General features: G+C 45.0%; 12 protein-coding genes. 8 read left to right on the forward strand and 4 right to left on the reverse strand.

Annotated features, from left to right (window positions below; genetic code table 11):
- Window positions 1–192: 192 nt before the first annotated feature.
- Window positions 193–1,476 carry a NupC/NupG family nucleoside CNT transporter gene (locus R7041_RS03960; RefSeq protein WP_005380131.1) on the forward strand — a complete coding sequence of 428 codons (1,284 nt, stop codon included), beginning with the start codon at window positions 193–195 and terminating at the stop codon, window positions 1,474–1,476.
- A gap of 358 nt (window positions 1,477–1,834) precedes the next feature.
- Here the strand turns inward: R7041_RS03960 and R7041_RS03965 are convergent, their stop codons facing one another.
- The gene (locus R7041_RS03965; RefSeq protein ID WP_005391675.1) at window positions 1,835–1,969 is read right to left on the reverse strand and encodes a hypothetical protein; all 135 of its coding nucleotides are present in this window, start codon (window positions 1,967–1,969) and stop codon (window positions 1,835–1,837) included.
- Between the two features lie 90 nt (window positions 1,970–2,059).
- Here R7041_RS03965 and deoC point away from each other — a divergent pair, with 90 nt between their 5' ends.
- The 4 genes from deoC to deoD all read left to right on the forward strand — a co-directional run bounded on the left by deoC (window position 2,060) and on the right by deoD (window position 6,414).
- On the forward strand, window positions 2,060–2,836 hold the full coding sequence (gene deoC / locus R7041_RS03970; protein ID WP_318114600.1) for a deoxyribose-phosphate aldolase: 777 nt from the start codon (window positions 2,060–2,062) through the stop codon (window positions 2,834–2,836).
- 97 nt (window positions 2,837–2,933) lie between these two features.
- Window positions 2,934–4,262 (forward strand): thymidine phosphorylase, encoded by a 1,329-nt coding sequence (gene deoA, locus R7041_RS03975; protein ID WP_025768209.1) that lies wholly within the window; start codon window positions 2,934–2,936, stop codon window positions 4,260–4,262.
- 68 nt (window positions 4,263–4,330) lie between these two features.
- Window positions 4,331–5,551 (forward strand): phosphopentomutase, encoded by a 1,221-nt coding sequence (locus R7041_RS03980; RefSeq protein ID WP_182039868.1) that lies wholly within the window; start codon window positions 4,331–4,333, stop codon window positions 5,549–5,551.
- Between the two features lie 143 nt (window positions 5,552–5,694).
- A complete protein-coding gene (deoD, locus tag R7041_RS03985) occupies window positions 5,695–6,414 on the forward strand; it encodes a purine-nucleoside phosphorylase (protein WP_005380140.1) in 720 nt (239 codons plus the stop codon).
- Between the two features lie 95 nt (window positions 6,415–6,509).
- Here deoD and R7041_RS03990 read toward each other — a convergent pair whose 3' ends face one another.
- Window positions 6,510–7,115 (reverse strand): YtjB family periplasmic protein, encoded by a 606-nt coding sequence (locus R7041_RS03990; protein ID WP_005391677.1) that lies wholly within the window; start codon window positions 7,113–7,115, stop codon window positions 6,510–6,512.
- 91 nt (window positions 7,116–7,206) lie between these two features.
- On the opposite strand from R7041_RS03990, the gene serB reads away from it, so the two are divergent.
- Window positions 7,207–8,187 carry a phosphoserine phosphatase gene (gene serB / locus R7041_RS03995; RefSeq protein WP_005386439.1) on the forward strand — a complete coding sequence of 327 codons (981 nt, stop codon included), beginning with the start codon at window positions 7,207–7,209 and terminating at the stop codon, window positions 8,185–8,187.
- 63 nt (window positions 8,188–8,250) lie between these two features.
- On the opposite strand, the gene R7041_RS04000 is transcribed toward serB, so the two are convergent.
- Window positions 8,251–10,599, reverse strand: a complete 2,349-nt coding sequence (locus R7041_RS04000) for a PilZ domain-containing protein (protein WP_149192407.1) — start codon at window positions 10,597–10,599, stop codon at window positions 8,251–8,253.
- A 136-nt stretch (window positions 10,600–10,735) separates the two neighbouring features.
- On the opposite strand from R7041_RS04000, the gene radA reads away from it, so the two are divergent.
- Window positions 10,736–12,115 (forward strand): DNA repair protein RadA, encoded by a 1,380-nt coding sequence (radA, locus tag R7041_RS04005; protein ID WP_005386443.1) that lies wholly within the window; start codon window positions 10,736–10,738, stop codon window positions 12,113–12,115.
- 215 nt (window positions 12,116–12,330) lie between these two features.
- Window positions 12,331–14,421: an elongation factor G gene (fusA, locus tag R7041_RS04010; RefSeq protein WP_005386444.1), complete on the forward strand. Its 2,091-nt coding sequence runs from the start codon at window positions 12,331–12,333 to the stop codon at window positions 14,419–14,421.
- Between the two features lie 118 nt (window positions 14,422–14,539).
- Here fusA and R7041_RS04015 read toward each other — a convergent pair whose 3' ends face one another.
- Window positions 14,540–15,487 (reverse strand): LysR substrate-binding domain-containing protein, encoded by a 948-nt coding sequence (locus tag R7041_RS04015; RefSeq protein ID WP_017820432.1) that lies wholly within the window; start codon window positions 15,485–15,487, stop codon window positions 14,540–14,542.
- Window positions 15,488–15,489: the final 2 nt, after the last annotated feature.

Below are 15,489 nucleotides of genomic sequence, written 5' to 3' on the forward strand. Positions count from 1 at the left end.
TGGTTTGAAATCGAAAACGTTTTCCTGCTTATTGTGAATTAACTCACAAAGCTGGTTGAATCAATCATGAATCTTATAGGAAAGTGTGAGGCTGGCATTACTTTAATTGATTCTGCATGAGTATAATTGCCCCCGCTTTATAGCTCCATTTTGTAACACGCCAATAAATAACTTATAAGGAAGTCATAAACTATGAGCCTGTTTATGAGCCTAATCGGTATGGTAGTGCTTCTTGCGATTGCAGTGGCATTTTCTAACAACCGAAAAGCTATCAACTTTAGAACTGTGGGTGGCGCATTCGCTATCCAATTCGCATTAGGTGCATTTGTTCTGTATGTACCTTGGGGCCGTGATCTACTAAACGGTTTCTCTTCAGGTGTTTCTAACGTTATCAACTACGGTAACGATGGTTCATCATTCCTGTTCGGTGGTCTTGTTTCTGACAAGATGTTCGAAGTATTCGGCGGCGGCGGTTTCATCTTCGCATTCCGTGTTCTTCCTACACTGATCTTCTTCTCTGCACTGATTTCAGTTCTTTACTACATTGGCGTTATGCAATGGGTTATCAAGATTCTTGGTGGCGCACTACAAAAAGCGCTAGGCACTTCTCGTGCGGAATCAATGTCAGCGGCAGCTAACATTTTCGTAGGTCAAACTGAGGCACCTCTAGTTGTTCGCCCATTCGTTCCAAAAATGACTCAATCAGAGCTATTCGCGGTAATGTGTGGTGGTCTAGCTTCTGTTGCTGGTGGTGTACTAGCTGGTTACGCATCTATGGGTGTTCCACTAGAGTACCTAGTTGCGGCATCATTCATGGCAGCACCAGGTGGTCTACTGTTCGCTAAAATCCTTCACCCAGAGACTGACCAGCCTCACGAAAGTATCGAAGAAGCGATGGACGGCGGTGACGACAAACCAGTTAACGTAATCGACGCAGCTGCGGGCGGTGCGGCTTCTGGTCTACAACTTGCGCTTAACGTAGGTGCAATGCTAATCGCATTCGTTGGTCTAATCGCGCTAATCAACGGTATGCTAGGTGGCATCGGTGGTTGGTTCGGCATGCCAGAACTAACACTAGAGCTAATCCTAGGTTACGCGTTCTCTCCACTAGCATTCCTAATCGGTGTTCCATGGGCAGAAGCTGTAACAGCTGGTTCATTCATCGGTCAGAAAATCGTAGTGAACGAATTCGTTGCTTACTTGAACTTCACACCATATCTAGGTGAAAACGCTCAAGTAATCGCGGCAACTGGTGAAGTAATGTCTGAGAAGACAACAGCTATCATCTCATTCGCACTATGTGGTTTCGCGAACCTTTCTTCTATCGCGATTCTACTTGGTGGTCTAGGTAGCCTTGCACCAAACCGTCGTAGTGACATCGCTCGCATGGGTGTTAAAGCAGTTCTTGCAGGTACGTTGTCTAACCTTATGGCAGCGACAATTGCAGGCTTCTGCTTAAGCCTTGCAGCACTATAATTAGAATCGGTTCTTAATATATAGACGCCGTTTTACATCATGCCCTGTAGCAAGAGATTGCTGCGGGGCATTTTTCGTTTTTCGGGCTCCAAAATTTCATCGGGTGTTTGCCTTAGTCGAGGTATTACGCAGTCAATGGAATAGGGGCTAGGAAATTTTGAGATACAAACCGTTTGCGCTCTATTTGGTGCTACAGTTTTGCGGTGAAACTCTATAATGTATTAATCACAGGATAGTGGTTAAGCTTGATTCTTAATCACGTAATGAATATTACATAATCGATGGGCAAATGAATTGCCTTGCAATATCAGATCTAATAGGCGTTTTGCTTTGTGATGTGATATTAAAGACACCGCAATCATAGATTGTTGTGCCATAGGCCAAACTGGTACTGTGCGGTGACAAGGATAGCAATTGGCATATGATAAATTTTCGCTGTATATGCCGAGTCTTCAGGGAACCAAGTCCGTTCATTAATAGACTGTTTAGCCATTTACTCACATTGTCTCGACTTGTTGATTATAGTTAAAGACGTGATGTAAGGCTGAGTAGTGAATTTTTTGAATATTGATCGGAGATAGAAATGAGCGATTTAAAAGCAGCAGCGCTACGTGCACTTAAACTTATGGACCTAACTACGTTGAATGACGATGACACTGATGCAAAAGTGATCTCACTATGTCATGACGCGAAAACAGCAGTAGGCAACACAGCTGCAATTTGTATTTACCCTCGCTTTATTCCTATTGCTAAGAAGACACTTCGTGAGCAAGGTACGCCAGAGGTTCGTATTGCAACAGTAACGAACTTCCCACATGGTAACGACGACATTGAAATCGCAGTTGCTGAAACAAAAGCGGCGGTTGCTTACGGTGCAGACGAAGTTGACGTAGTTTTTCCTTACCGCGCGCTAATGGCGGGTGATGAGAAAGTAGGCTTCGAACTAGTTAAGCAATGTAAAGAAGCTTGTGGTGACATTCTTCTTAAAGTGATCATCGAAACAGGTGAACTAAAAGAAGAAGCACTAATCAAGAAAGCATCTCAAATCTGTATTGAAGCAGGTGCTGACTTCATTAAAACTTCAACTGGTAAAGTGCCAGTAAACGCAACACCAGAATACGCTCGCATGATGCTTGAAGTTATTCGCGACATGGGTGTTGCAGAAACTGTTGGTTTCAAACCAGCAGGTGGTGTGCGCACTGCTGAAGACGCAGCAGCATACCTAGCAATGGCTGACGAAATCCTAGGTGACAACTGGGTTGATGCTCGTCACTACCGTTTTGGTGCGTCTAGCCTGCTAACCAACCTACTAAATACATTAGAAGTATCGGGCGACGTCGCTGATCCAACAGCGTACTAATTCCAATAATACGTCTGAACGGTAGCACCTAAACGGGTGCTACCAAACCTCTTCTATCCTACTACAACCATGGCTCAAAAGAGCTTGGGAGGCACTAATGTATTTACCACAAGAAATCATTCGTAAAAAACGTGACGGTGAAGTACTTACCGCAGACGAAATCAACTTCTTTATTCAAGGCGTAGCGAACAACACGGTATCTGAAGGTCAGATTGCGGCGTTTGCTATGACGATTTTCTTTAATGAAATGACCATGGATGAGCGCATCGCCTTAACGTGTGCAATGCGTGATTCGGGCATGGTTATCGACTGGAGCCACATGAACTTCGGTGGTCCAATTGTCGACAAACACTCAACCGGTGGTGTGGGTGACGTAACTTCTTTAATGCTTGGCCCAATGGTGGCAGCGTGTGGCGGTTTCGTACCTATGATCTCTGGCCGCGGTCTTGGTCATACAGGCGGTACGCTGGATAAACTTGAATCTATCCCTGGTTACAACATTACGCCGAGCAACGATGTTTTTGGTCAAGTAACCAAAGACGCTGGTGTGGCGATCATCGGTCAAACTGGTGACCTTGCTCCTGCGGATAAGCGTGTTTACGCGACTCGTGATATTACCGCAACGGTAGACAATATCTCCCTGATTACGGCGTCGATCCTTTCTAAGAAACTGGCGGCGGGTCTGGAATCGCTAGTGATGGACGTAAAAGTGGGTTCAGGTGCATTTATGCCAACTTACGAAGCGTCTGAAGAGCTAGCAAAATCAATCGTTGCGGTAGCAAACGGTGCTGGCACTAAAACTACGGCAATTCTTACGGACATGAACCAAGTATTGGCGTCTTCAGCGGGTAACGCAGTGGAAGTTCGTGAAGCGGTTCGTTTCTTAACGGGTGAATACCGTAATCCTCGTCTACTTGAAGTGACCATGGCTTCATGTGCTGAAATGTTAGTACTTGGCAAGCTTGCTGAGAACACAGAAGACGCACGCGCAAAACTGATGGAAGTGCTGGATAACGGCAAAGCGGCTGAGTGCTTCGGCAAGATGGTTGCCGGTTTAGGCGGCCCTGCGGACTTCGTAGAAAACTACGACAACTACTTAGAAAAAGCAGCAATCATTAAGCCAGTTTACGCAACAGAAACGGGCATTGTCTCTGCAATGGATACACGTGCTATCGGCATGGCTGTGGTTGCTATGGGTGGTGGTCGTCGTGTTGCTACTGATGAAATCGACTACGCAGTTGGTTTCGACGAGTTCATCCGCCTAGGTGAGGTCGCAGACAGTGATAAACCTCTTGCGGTCATCCACGCTCGCACTGAAGAGCAATGGGAAGAAGCGGCAAAAGCACTGCGCAGTGCAATCAAAGTAGGTGGTGAATACACACCAACTCCAGAGGTTTACCGCCAAATTCGTGCAGAAGATATCTAATAGAACAAGTAATTACACAAGGCCTACTCAACCATAATAAAAAGCCGAGTGGGCCTAAGGAACGAGCAATGAAAAGAGCATTTATTTTAGTACTAGACTCATTCGGTATCGGTGCAACTGCCGATGCTAAAGAATTTGGTGATGTAGGTTCAGACACACTAGGTCACATCGCTGACCAATGTGACAAAGGCTTAGCAGATAACGACAATCGCCAAGGTGCACTTCGCCTTCCAAATCTATCGAAACTTGGTTTGGCAATGGCGCATAAAGAATCGACAGGTCGCTTCGCACCTGGACTAGACGCAGACGCTGAAATCATTGGTGCATACGGTCATGCAGCAGAGCTTTCTTCAGGTAAAGACACGCCGTCTGGTCACTGGGAAATCGCAGGTGTTCCTGTTCTGTTTGACTGGGGTTACTTCACTGACAAAGCAAACAGCTTCCCGAAAGAATTGACTGACCGCATTCTTGAGCGTGCAGGTCTTGACGGTTTCCTAGGTAACTGTCACGCGTCTGGTACTCAAGTTCTTGACGATCTTGGTGAAGAGCACATGAAGACTGGCAAACCAATCTTCTACACGTCTGCTGACTCTGTATTCCAAATCGCATGTCACGAAGAGACTTTCGGTCTAGACCGTCTACTAGAGCTTTGCCAAATCGCACGTGAAGAGCTAGAAGATTACAACATTGGTCGTGTTATCGCGCGCCCATTCGTTGGTGCTGGTAAAGGTCAATTTGAGCGTACAGGTAATCGTCGTGATCTTTCTGTAGAGCCACCATCAGCAACGGTTCTTCAGAAGCTCGTTGATGAGAAGCAAGGCAACGTGGTTTCTATTGGTAAGATTGCTGATATCTACGCAAACTGCGGCATCACTAAGAAAGTGAAAGCGACAGGTATCCCTGCATTGTTCGAAGCAACGCTAGAGCAAATCAAAGAAGCGGGCGACAACACGATCGTATTCACTAACTTTGTAGACTTCGACTCAGCTTACGGTCACCGTCGTGACGTAGCGGGTTACGCAGCGGCACTTGAGTACTTCGATGGTCGTATCAATGAAGTGCTAGAGATTATGGAAGAAGACGATGTGCTTATCCTAACGGCAGACCACGGCTGTGACCCAACATGGCCAGGTACTGACCATACTCGTGAGCACATCCCAGTATTGGTTTATGGTCAAAAAGTACCAGCTGGTTCTCTTGGCCGCCGCGAAACATTCGCAGATATCGGTCAAACATTGGCAAGTTACTTCGGTACTTCTCCAATGGATTACGGTAAGAACTTCCTATAATTAGTTAGGTTTTTGAAAACTAGGAGCTTGATTGCTCCTAGTTTTATGTTTGCAGTATGTAAATGCTGCTTGTCGGAAATGAGAATACTCTGGCTTATATCGCCTTAAGCGCGGAGCGCTAGAGAAAGGTTAAGGAAAAGAAAATGGCAACTCCACATATCAATGCTGAAATGGGTGCATTTGCAGACGTCGTACTGATGCCTGGCGATCCACTACGTGCAAAATACATCGCAGAGACTTTCCTTGAAGATGTCGTTCAAGTGTGTGACGTTCGTAATATGTTTGGTTACACAGGCACATACAAAGGCCGTAAGATCTCGGTCATGGGCCATGGTATGGGTATCCCATCATGCTCGATTTACGCGACTGAACTAATCAAAGACTTCGGCGTGAAGAAAATCATCCGTGTTGGCAGCTGTGGCGCAGTGAATGAAGACATCAAAGTGCGTGATGTTGTGATCGGCATGGGTGCATGTACTGACTCTAAAGTGAACCGTATCCGCTTTAAAGGTCATGACTTCGCGGCAATCGCAGACTACAACATGGTTCGTGCGGCAGAAGACGCTGCAAAAGCTCGCGGTATTGACGTTAAAGTTGGTAACCTATTCTCAGCAGAGCTTTTCTACACGCCAGATCCAGAAATGTTCGATGTAATGGACAAGTACGGCATTGTTGGTGTTGAAATGGAAGCTGCTGGTATTTACGGTGTTGCGGCAGAATACGGTGCAAAAGCTCTGACAATCTGTACGGTTTCTGATCATATCAAGACTGGCGAACAGACTACATCTGACGAGCGTCAAACGACATTCAACGACATGATGCTAATCGCACTAGATTCAGTATTGCTTGGTGACGAAGAGTAAGCGACGAAGAGTCATTCTATTTTTCGCTCTCAAGAGCTAAAAAAACAGCCCGCACATTGCGGGCTGTTTTTATATGAGTTGTTAGCGCTACCTAGTTACTTGGTTAGCAGCAGGTTTGGCGCTTTTTTACGACGTATCGGTTGTCGACGTAAAATCAAGATGAACAACATACCACAGACAAAGCTCATTAAGACCATCATGTACATATAACGATCGCTCTTGCGATAGTGGTGGTCAGAAATAGCCGTCACCCGGCCCGTCTCAAAGGTCACGCGAACAAAACCGATAAGCGCACCATCTGCAAAAACTGGTTCAACCAACTGCTGGCGACCAATGGAAGCTGTTGCCAAAGGCGTATCTAGGCCAAGAACTTCGCGTACCGATAATGCCTCTTCACTAGACGCTAAACGTACACCCTGTGCATCGTAGATTGTTGCATCAAACACTAAACGGTCTTGTGCTAGCTGGTTTGTTAGCTGAAGTAATCGTTCTTGATCTTTAGTTAAAATCATCTCACTGGCAGAAAGAGACGCCTGTGAAATCAAAACTTTGGTGAGTGTTTCAAGCTGTTGTGCTTGAATTTTCTCATTACCCTTACTGATCACAACACTGTTTTTTATTGTGATAAACAACATCACACACAGTAGGATTAGTGCCAGAATTCTTAGGGCATTCCTTACTGAGAACAAAGATTCACTCATGCTCTTTACTCATCCATTTAAAATAAAACAAAGACTTGCCTTTTTAGTTTGTTGAGGTAACGTTTTAGCAAAGTCATAAGGGATTATATACATGGACGCGTCAAAAAGCTTGCCTATCAGAAAACATACGACACTTTTAAAACGATTACCCGAGACTCGATTTGCCTCCCAATTAGATAAAGCAAAAGCAAACTGGATCGTATTTGCTGAGTACCTTTCGCCAAGTCACTTCGAAGACATTGATTTCTTCACCGGCTTTTACAACCCGATACTAGAAACGTGGAAAGTTGGCCAATATGAAGTAGCCCTGATGGCCGGAGAGTTGACTCCTCAACATGAAACGATCTTACAAAGTCTCAACCTAGATTACGCCTCGCTTAATGAAGTGCCCGATCTATCAACCCAAGGGTTGATTGTATTTGATATGGATTCAACGGCGATCCAGATAGAGTGTATTGATGAAATCGCGAAACTGGCAGGAGTAGGGGATGAAGTCGCTGAAGTCACTGAACGTGCCATGCAAGGTGAGCTGGATTTTGAGCAAAGTTTACGTCAGCGAGTTGGTAAGCTCAAAGGTGCCGATGAATCAATTCTTGAACAAGTTCGTTCCCAGTTACCATTCATGCCGGACTTTGAAGCGCTAATTGCGACGTTGAAAGCCTTGGGCTGGAAAACAGCGATTGCTTCCGGTGGTTTTACTTACTTCTCTGATTACATCAAAGATAAAGTCGACTTAGATTTTGCTCGCTCCAATCAATTAGAAATTATTGACGGCAAACTCACGGGTAACGTACTTGGTGATGTGGTAACGGCGCAGATGAAGTCTGACATTCTAGTGGAACTGGCGGATGAATATGAAATTGAGCAGCACAACACGGTTGCTGTCGGTGATGGCGCTAATGATCTTGTGATGATGTCGGTGGCAGGATTAGGGATTGCGTATCACGCAAAACCAAAAGTGGAAGCTCAAGCGCAATCAGCGATTCGCTTTGCAGGGTTGGGCGGTGTGCTCTGTATTTTATCTGGCGCATTGGTGAAGCAGCAAAAGGTCAGCTGGAAAGCTAAACCTTAACCATCCATTCAAAAACACCGCCAGAAAGGCGGTGTTTTTTTTCAATTTGGTATGACTTTGAATTTACTCGGTTAACTCCAATCTAATTACTACCTCTTCAGTAATGTCTTCAAATTCACTGTAACCAACGAGCGCCGTCAACTCTTTTTCTAACTTGCTTGCTTGATGTACACCAAATTGGGTTAAGTCACTTAAATCTTGTTGCAGTAATGATGTCATCGGATCGAAAATTGGCGCAGTAGAAAGGCGAATCACGTAAAAGTCACCCATCATTCGCGCTTTCTTTATAAATTGAATCCGCTCTTTTACGCTGTTGAACTCTTGATGAAGCTTTGACTCAATGCCTGTAATTTTATTGCCTACTTTTGCGGCGCTTATGTAGATATCCTGATGTCTGGCTTGAGCACCTTCTACACGTTTTATTGGCTCTGCGATTAATGTGCTTGTCCGGCCTTTAAAGATAGGTTCAAGTGACAACAGTTGATCATGCCCAAGACGGGCAAAAAGCTCAATGTGTTTAGGTAGCGGCAAGTTCACCCCGATAACGGGGGTTTTTATTGAAGATGACGTACTCTTACTGATAAAAATGGGCGTGCTCAGCGTACGCGAGAGCAACATGCAGTGCAGCCTTTCAAGTAGAGCATTACTTGGTAGCGTCTCTTTTTGCGGGATTAGCTTGTCTTGATTGTGCTCGATAATGCTGTTGAAAAAAGCGATTACCTTCATGGTTTGGCTGCTTTCATCAATAACTAGCTGCACGCTACAACCATCTGGGCTTACACGAATTACTCGATATGGCACCGACATTAACGGCAATTTTTTGTCGTAGAGTTGTAATTCTCGAAAGTTGATTCTTACCTCTTGCCCAGAACGTAACATCGTGGGCTCACTTAGCCTAATTCCGAGTCCTCGTTTGGAAAGGTCAACAGTACAACCGCCGGTTCTAGTTTGTCCTGAGTACAACTCTAAAGGTGTTTTAAAACGATAACGAGGCTCTTTACGACGAGACTTTGCATCAAAATAAATGCCCTTTGGATTGCCGATAACTCTTCTCGGATGGCGAAACGCGTTTAATGTATTAGCGGGTAAGCGCGGCTTTTCAGTTAGCAGGTAATCCTGCCCTGACTTTTCGTCAGCAATTTCTTGCAAAATACCAATATGAGTCAGTGATTGAGACGTTTCTGCCAACTCTGGAGAGAATGCTGCTAGGTCTTCCTGTTCTTGCTCTGATAGTTCAAAGATTGAAATTCTAAAGGCGCGCCAACTCTCTCGTTTGCCACCTAAATGCCAAAATAGCTGGCGCTGTTCGCGAGTTGCTTCAGGGCGAAACATCGAATAGAAATAGGTTCGATTCTCGTGCTCGTGAGTAAATGAATAAAGGACATTGGTTGTTCCTTTAACACCAGGCTTAATGAGTGACGCGATGCGTTGCTCGTTGAATAAGGAACCAAACATTTGCTGGTTTCTCTCATCGTGCCAGTATTGCCAAAGCTTTTGATTGTTTGGCGTTAACATTGCTAATTTTAGGTCACTACCATCAAAGAATAGAGGCAAGCTGCTGGTGTGCTTTAGTGCGATGTGCTCATAACCGCGAGTTCGAGCTCGAATAATCTTGTCTTGATTGTCGTGACGAGCCCTTTTAGCAGCACTGTTGAGCGCTTCATCTATCACTTTGGTGACGACATTGGTATCAGTTAAGCGTATGGTTCTGAGGTATCGAACTGAGTCATTTTCGTAACAGTCATCAACCGCGAGTATGCGGTATGCAAGCGGTTTCTCTATACCTGCAACGTTAGATTTGCTGGCAAATTCAGTAAACGTGACCTGAATAATTTCCCCAAGGTTATATTTAAATGCGCTAGGGACTTTGAACTTTGCGCCAGAGCTAGATAAATCAATGCTTAATCCATGAAGAAGCTGTCCTTTAGAACGGCAAATTTCAACTTGAGATTGGACTTTCAAGCGTTTTTCTTGGCGCTTTAAATCGTAGCCTAGGTGAACGGGTTCTGCTAAGAACGGGCTTTTAGGATCCGTTAACGATTGCGTTTTTTGCTGAGTAAGGCGCTTGCTCATTACGCGAAAGTTATTTCGCGTGTTGACCAATGCTTCCCACATTCCTTCCGTGTAGCAGCCAAACTTTTTGATGTTTTTATGGTAAGCGTTGAAAGCAACATCATCCAACCAATGTGGAATACCATCCAAAATATACTCGCGACATTCGCCTTGAACGCGACCTCGCAAATCAATGCTTTTTTTGCATGGAGCCATTAAGCGGTTAAGTTCCATTTTAACCAAAATTTTGGCCGAAGGCGGCTCTTCCTCGGTCAGTTGGCCAAGGACAAAGTCAAAGTCATTCGTACCGTAAACGGGAATGAGTCGTTCTGCGAGCGAGAGAATTTCAGATTGCTGCATTATTTCTGTTAGAGTATGTCGTTACTTTAAATTGTATCGGCTAAGCGAAGTAATACTTAAGTATATCAATAGTTCATTTCAGTTCAGGTCTGACTTGGCTGTGCTTAGTCACATTTGTAGAAAAAATTGAGGCATCATGGCGAAAGCAAAACGAGCGTATGTTTGTAATGATTGTGGCGCGGACTTTCCCCGTTGGCAGGGGCAGTGTAACGCATGTGGTGCATGGAATACGATAACAGAAGTACGTATCGCTGCATCGCCAACCGTTGCTCGCAATGAACGCTTAAGCGGCTACGCTGGTTCCGCAACAGAAGCTACGGTTCAAACGCTATCCGAAATTGATCTGCAAGAAGTACCTCGCTTCACCAGTGGGTTTAAAGAGCTTGACCGCGTCTTGGGTGGTGGTGTTGTGCCAGGTGCCGCAATTTTGATTGGTGGTAACCCTGGTGCAGGAAAATCAACCCTTCTGTTGCAAACCATGTGTAGTTTATCTGCGCAAATGCCAACGCTTTACGTAACCGGTGAAGAGTCGTTACAGCAGGTGGCAATGCGTGCTTCCCGATTGGGCTTGCCGAAAGATCATTTAAAAATGCTATCGGAAACGAACGTCGACAAAATTTGCCAAATCGCCGAAAAAGAGCAGCCTCGTATAATGGTAATAGACTCGATTCAGGTGATGCACGTTTCTGATGTTCAATCGTCGCCTGGCAGTGTTGCTCAGGTACGTGAATCTGCGACGGCTCTGACACGATACGCAAAACAGAATAATGTTGCGGTATTTATTGTTGGTCACGTAACAAAAGATGGTACCCTTGCGGGCCCCAAAGTTCTTGAACACATTATCGACTGTTCGGTACTACTCGATGGTGGAACGGATAGCCGATTCCGCACTTTGCGTAGTCATAAAAACCGTTTTGGCGCTGTGAATGAGCTTGGTGTCTTTGCAATGACAGGCCAAGGATTGAAAGAAGTGAGTAACCCATCAGCGATCTTCCTTTCTCGTGGTGAAGAAGAAACATCAGGCTCTTCCGTCATGGTGGTTTGGGAAGGCACGCGCCCTCTGCTAGTAGAGATTCAAGCGCTGGTGGATTACTCGCAGTTAGCCAACCCTCGTCGTGTTGCGGTCGGCTTGGAGCAGAACCGCCTATCACTTTTGCTCGCGGTGTTGCATAAGCATGGTGGCTTACAAATGGCAGACCAAGATGTCTTTGTTAATGTGGTTGGCGGTGTTAAGGTGACGGAGACGAGCGCTGATCTTGCTTTAGTTATGGCGCTTTTATCGAGTTTTCGTGACCGTCCACTCCCTAAAGATGTGGTGATTTTTGGTGAGGTAGGGCTTGCGGGCGAAATCCGTCCAGTGCCAAGTGGGCAAGAGCGTTTGAATGAAGCGTTCAAACATGGTTTCAAGAAAGCCATCGTGCCAGCAGCCAACATGCCGAAAGGTGGCATCCCTGGCATGCAAATTCACGGCGTTAAGAAATTGTCGGAAGCTATAGAGGCTTTTGACGAGCTGTAATGCTCATAAGAATGGTATTTGTGCAATCACAAACTGTTCTATCCGTCCTCAATAAAATGCGAATAAAGTACATAAATTGCTGTGTTTGACTATGCTTTGGGGACGGAAATTTCACGTTAAAATTTTTTTTCTTCCATCCGCACGCAAGGGTATCAGTATTGACAGAATGTGATATACTCTGCGCGCACTTTATACCTTATTAACAGAGTAAGACAATGACTGATTTATCAAAATACAGAAACATTGGTATTTTTGCTCACGTAGACGCGGGTAAAACTACCTCTACAGAGCGTATCCTAAAGCTAACTGGTAAGATCCATAAGATCGGTGACACTCACGACGGTTCAACTACTACTGACTTCATGGAGCAGGAAGCTGAGCGTGGTATCACAATCCAGTCTGCAGCAACAACTTGTTTCTGGAACGATCACCGTCTAAACATCATCGATACTCCTGGACACGTTGACTTCACTATCGAAGTTTACCGTTCTCTAAAAGTACTTGACGGTGGTATCGGTGTATTCTGTGGTTCTGGTGGTGTTGAGCCTCAGTCAGAAACTAACTGGCGTTACGCTGACGAATCACACGTATCACGTCTGATCTTCGTTAACAAACTAGACCGTATGGGCGCAGATTTCTACAAAGTTGTAGATCAAGTACAGAACGTACTAGGTGCTACACCTCTAGTTATGACTCTACCTATCGGTATCGAAGAAGATTTCGTAGGTGTTGTAGACGTACTAAGCCAACAAGCTTACGTATGGGATGAGTCTGGCCAACCAGAGAACTACGAAGTTCAAGATATTCCAGCAGACATGGTAGAAAAAGCTGCTGAATACCGTGAAATGCTAATCGAAACTGCTCTAGAGCAAGACGAAGATCTAATGATGGCTTACCTAGAAGAAGGCGAAGAGCCATCTCTAGAAGACATCAAACGTTGTATCCGTAAAGGTACTCGTGATCTAGCATTCTTCCCAACTTACTGTGGTTCAGCGTACAAGAACAAAGGTATCCAACTTATTCTTGACGCGGTAATTGATTACCTACCATCTCCAACAGAAGTTGATCCACAGCCTCTAACTGATTCAGAGACTGGTGAGCCAACTGGTGAAGTTGCGACTGTATCTGCAGACGAGCCACTACGTGCTCTTGCATTTAAGATCATGGATGACCGCTTCGGTGCTCTAACCTTTATCCGCATCTACTCTGGTAAGATGAAGAAAGGTGACACAATCCTTAACTCTGCAACTGGTAAAACAGAGCGTATCGGCCGTATGGTTGAGATGCACGCGGACGAGCGTAACGAGATCGATTCAGCACAAGCTGGTGACATCATCGCTGTAGTTGGTATGAAGAACGTTCAAACTGGTCACACTCTATGTGATCCTAAGCACGAATGTACTCTTGAGCCAATGATCTTCCCAGATCCAGTAATCTCTATCGCAGTTAAGCCTAAAGATAAAGGCGGTTCTGAGAAGATGGGTATTGCGATCGGTAAAATGGTTGCAGAAGATCCATCATTCCAAGTTGAGACTGATGAAGATTCAGGCGAAACTATCCTGAAAGGTATGGGTGAACTTCACCTAGACATCAAGGTAGATATCCTTAAGCGTACTTACGGCGTTGAGCTAGAAGTTGGTGCTCCACAGGTTGCTTACCGTGAAACTATCACTCAAGCAATCGAAGATAGCTACACGCACAAGAAACAGTCTGGTGGTTCTGGTCAGTTCGGTAAGATCGATTACCGCATCAAACCAGGTGAGCCAAACTCTGGCTTCACGTTCAAATCAACAGTTGTTGGTGGTAACGTACCTAAAGAATTCTGGCCTGCAGTTGAGAAAGGCTTTGCGTCAATGATGGAGCACGGTGTTCTAGCTGGCTTCCCTACTCTAGACGTTGAAGTTGAACTATTCGACGGTGGTTTCCACGCAGTTGACTCTTCAGCTATCGCTTACGAAATCGCAGCGAAAGGTGCATTCCGTCAGTCTATGCCTAAAGCTGGCGCGCAACTTCTTGAGCCAATCATGAAAGTTGACGTGTTCACTCCAGAAGATCACGTTGGTGACGTAATCGGTGACCTTAACCGTCGTCGTGGTATGATCAAAGACCAACAAGCAGCGTCTACTGGCGTACGTATCAAGGGTGATGTACCTCTATCAGAAATGTTTGGTTACATCGGTACTCTACGTACTATGACTTCTGGTCGTGGTCAGTTCTCTATGGAGTTCTCACACTACGCACCATGTCCAACAAACGTTGCAGAGCAAGTAATTGCTGACGTTAAAGAGCGTAACGCTAAGAAGTAATTCTTAAGTTAACTCTATAACTTGAAAGCCCCGCTTAGTGCGGGGCTTTTTGTATCTAGCAGTCTTATACGCAGAGCGTTTTTGTTTTATTCCTATTTAGCGTTTGTTTTGACGATTGTTATGATGCCGTTCTAGTGCTGTTGCCTTTTAGGTCAATGGTCTTAAAGTCTGGTACCACTGACTTTTCAAATATTTCTATTTCTTCCTTCAACCATTGCGCAAACAATTGAGCTTTAGGTCTTTTTAAGTAGCCTTTTGGCGCACACAAGTAATACGCAAAGTTGGGCTTGATAGCGATATCTCCAATTCGGACCAATTTGCCAGAACGAAAATATTGATGAGCTAAACTGTGTTTTACTAATGCCACGCCTTGAAGTGATAGTGCAGCCTCAAGCACGAGATGTGATCCACTGTATTTTAAGGTAGGCTTTGCTGCGCAGTGACCCAAGGTTGCTAACCACATATTCCAATCAAGATCAGGCCAAACATCTTCAATCAGCTCAGCTTTGCTTAAATCCTCGATGTTATAGATCCCGTGCTCTTTCTGGTACACCGGATGACAAGCTGGATAAAAAGCTTCGTCCATTAGCCATTGTGATTCTAAATTGGGGTACTTTCCTAAACCGTAACGAACACATAAATCTATCTGGCTATCTTGAAAAGACACCAAATCATTGGTTGGTTCTAATAGCAAGGCGATATCAGGGTGACGCTGACGAAAAGCCGTAATTTTCGGGACTAACCAATGATGAGCGAAAGAGGGGAGTGTTGATATCGAAAGGTGGTTCGGGTTTGGATCTTGATTGACTAATCTAACCCCTTGCTGCAAATGAGCAAACCCTCTTTCTGCCTGACTAAACAGTAGCTCTCCCTCAGGTGTGAGCACGATTTTTCTGTGCTGACGAACAAATAGGTCCGTGCCTAAGAACTCTTCTAAATGACGAATTTGCTGACTAATGGCCGCTGGCGTAACAAAGAGTTCTTTTGCTGCCGTTTTAAAGCTTCCTTCCTTTGCTGCAACGAAAAAGTAATACAAGCCCTGTAAGGGAGGCATTCGATCTTTCACAT

It is taken from the genome of Vibrio sp. 1751, assembly GCF_033339895.1.
GTDB classification, from domain to species: Bacteria; Pseudomonadota; Gammaproteobacteria; order Enterobacterales; family Vibrionaceae; genus Vibrio; species Vibrio alginolyticus.